The following is a 3661-nucleotide window of genomic DNA, read 5'->3' as shown; positions in this document are numbered from 1 at the left end:
TCCATGCCTCGGCGTCACCCTCGGGGATGGCGGCGAATGTCGGATCGATGGCGTATGTGTTGCCCTCGGCGTCGGTGGCGTTGCCTTCGGCCACGGTGACTCCGAAGAGTGTGGCGGGCGCGGGGGTAGCGATGGCATAGCTTTCGTCCTCGTCGAGCAGCTCGGCGTCGGCGTCGATCTCATGGAGCGAAGCGGTGTTCTTGCTGTTTCTGACGAGCACGATGTCGGCGAGATACTTGCCCGCTTCGGCCTCGGCCGGAGCGGCGGCCACCACGGCGAGATTACCCTCTTTGTCGGCGGCCATCACCGTTCCCTCGGCAGCGGCCACCACTTTCAGGTGGCTGCGGAAGTGGTAGAGATTGTTGGCGTTGTCGCCTCCGGCCACCTCGGCGAGGCTGCCCGCGTCGGTAGAGAGCTTCGTGAGTGTGATCGTGGTGGGACTTCCTTCAAGCACTCCCGGTGTGGAGCGTTTGATCGTCACCTTGGTATCGGCATCTATGCCCTTGAGCTTTTCCGGATCGTAGGCCTCCTGTGTGCCATCTCCGACAGTCATCTTGATGACAGCTCCGTCGGGGGTGTCGGTTGTCAGATCCATACGTTTGATGAACTCATATGATTCACCCTTGATCTCAACCCCGTCGGCAAAGAAGCGTGCGGGGCGGTCTGCGGGCGTGGGTTCGAGCTTCTCCACCTGTATGGCATATTTGCCGTCGGTGTGCTTGCGGAGTATGCCGATGACGTTGAAGTGCTCTGTTCCGGCTGCCAGATGGTCGGCGAGCTGCTCTTTGAGGCTCTTCGCCGGCTCGGCGGTGTCATCGCCGGCAGTGGTGTCGTCGGCTTCGTCGGCGAGCGCCATTACGGCTTCGGTTTCCGGCTCTGAGGGAGCCTGGTCGGTGCCGAACATATCCCAGAGCATGGCCACTCCGTCGGCGGTGAACTGTGCGGTGTAGTCGTCGGATGCATCAGCTTTGGCCACCTGCACTTTCATGACATTCATCTCGGCGTCGAGCAGATCGTCCGTGAGGGTTATCTTTTCGGGGTGGTTGTCGGGATGCTCTTCAAGCGTGCTGAGAGCCACCGTTACGGAGCGGTTTACGCAGTTGTTCTCGCCCATTACCGGATTTCCATCCTTATCGGTCACAGGTTTGCCGTCAGAATCGCGTAAGGCCATATAAGGGATGAACCTGGGAGTGCCTTGTACGTAGCCGGGTACGGATACTTCTCCTGCAAAGGGACTGTCGGTGTGGTGAGTGAAAAGAGCCGAGGATGCGAAGAAGTTGCCGAGTCCGGTGAGGTCTACGTCGAGATTGCCGGCATTGTCGATGGTGACTTTGCCTATGAACTTGCGGATCTCATCGCCGACTTTTATTCCTCTGCCATAATAGTTCCATAACTCGTTGCCTCCATAGGCGGCATAGGTGACGGGGAATCCTGTCCTGCTGCTTTCAGTATATTTGTATTGCCAGTTGTCATTGTCATGTACGAGAATATACGAGTCCTTGAACGCTGTGACTGTGTCGCCGGCATTGGCCGGATTGAGCGGCAGATCCTTGTCGACATCGCGCAGCTGCAGCACATTGCCGTTGCGGGCCACGACGGCGAATCGTCCGTTGAATCTCACGTAGCATGCTTGGTCAGTGCTGAGCGTGCCCTCCTGAATCTTTTTGCGGAACTCCTCGATCGACACTACCTCCGGGCCGGTCTGCACAGCGTCGCGGATCACAATCTTCAGTTTGTCGCCCTCATTTGTCCTGTTGTATTGAGGGTTTGTCGCGTAGGCATATGCATAGACGGTAGTGCTGCCTGTGTTTTGGTCGAATTTCAGATCGCGGGTGTCAAATGAACATATGTGGGATGAAGTTTCGGATGAAGTTCCGGAGTAGATGCTTTTGCCGTTGTTGTCTTCTATTGTGAATGTGAACGCCGGAACAGTTTCGGATGTCGACGGAGCTTTTATATTGAACGACAGTTCGATTCTGCCGTCCTTGCTGTCATGTGTGTACTGCCACGCTTTGGAGCCGTCGGCCTCAACGATCTCTTGATATTTATGCTTGTCGACATCGTTGATATTGATTTCAGGTGTTGGAAACGGAGCATAGATGTTGCCTGATCGGGGGGCGAGATAATAGGTCTTCGTGTCCGGGTCATATTCCACGATGGCGACCATGCTGTAGGTTTCAGTGGTGGTTAGAGCATTGATTTCTTCATCCGAAGGTGTATTCCATCTAAAATTTCCGAGACCGGCAGCTCCGAGAGCACCTTTTGTCGTCGAACCGTAGCGGATGGCGATTCTCTTTTCGCCTGTGGCTTTTGACATACGGAATGAGTTGTCGGTGCTGTTCCAGTCGGTAAGTCCTCTTACTATGACTGCCTTTCCAAAGAGGTCGGGCGTGATGTCGTCGGTTTCATGAAATCCTATGAATCCTTTGATCTGTGTGTCAGTAAAACCGAATTGACTGAATTCCTGTTCATTGTCCTGATACGGAACCTGGGCTTCTGTGCCAAGCAAAGGATAATAATCTTCAGGCTCCTGGGATGTCATGTCGCGCACTACGATCACCGGATTTTCCCCGTCGTTGTAGTAATATTTGCCTATGACCATGTTGGGTTTCATCAAACTCAATACCGGCTTTGACATGTTGGAACCATAATTTTGTGGTGAGAAGGTGTTGATAGGAAAATATGGATCCGCTTGTTTGGCACGCCGGGATATTAGTTTGACTGCGACTCCGTTGACGTCGCGGACATAAACAGCGTTGGTGTACTTGTTGTTGTTATCCTGAGGATATACGAGGGTGTGCGCTCTTATCAGCAGGGGCATGTCGAGCAGCACAATCTCGCCATTGTTCTCGAGCTTGTGCAACTCGGCAAGATCCGATATAACCTTGGGATGGATTACTTTGGTCGCGATCTGAGCGACTTCCGATGCATATGTCGTATCTTTGTATGGCGACTCAACGCGTGCATAATAATACGCGCTCTTGACCGATTCAAATGGTGCTGTGTACGTCTTTACATTATCGGCAGTCCAGTCGATAGTCGTGACGTCATCAAGTTGTGTCTTTGACTCGATATATTTGATCGTATGGTCGGTGTAGTCATCGGTCTGCGATGCCATGGTGATGGTTATAGGCAAGCGTGAAAGCCATTTGCCGTCGGTGAATTTGTTGCTCTCAAGATTGGTTGTAATAACCGGTGAGGCAGGCGGGTTGGGGGTATCTGTCGAAATCTCAAGCTCCACGCCGCTGATATAGGCAAGAGTGTAAGTCCCGCTGTATACTTTGGTGTCTGCAGATGTGATTGATGTTGCAGTAACGTTATATAGGTTGTTTTGAGATGGTTTTTCGAGGGTGATCCATTTGTCTATGTCTGCTGACATTCCGGTTCCGCATCCGAAACTGATACATCGTCTTGGCCCGGGGTGATTCTGGTCTATTTTTGTGTTTTCAGAAGTATTGGTTATGCTGATGTCGTATTTTTCAGTTGAAGCTTTGAAGCAGTTGTTTATGTTGCTTCCTCCAAAAAATGCCATAGGAAATGTATTAGATGTTGCAGTAACGTTATATAGGTTGTTTTGAGATGGTTTTTCGAGGGTGATCCATTTGTCTATGTCTGCTGACATTCCGGTTCCGCATCCGAAACTGATACATCGTCTTGGCCC

General features: G+C 52.2%; 1 protein-coding gene. It reads right to left on the bottom strand.

Going from position 1 to position 3661, the window contains the following annotated elements:
• Positions 1–3379 (bottom strand): hypothetical protein (locus C5O24_RS11715; protein ID WP_133165561.1); only part of this gene is annotated, 3379 nt, incomplete at its 3' end.
• Positions 3380–3661: the final 282 nt, after the last annotated feature.

It is taken from the genome of Paramuribaculum intestinale, assembly GCF_003024925.1.
GTDB classification, from domain to species: Bacteria; Bacteroidota; Bacteroidia; order Bacteroidales; family Muribaculaceae; genus Paramuribaculum; species Paramuribaculum intestinale.
This window is presented reverse-complemented; position numbering and strand designations above follow the sequence as displayed.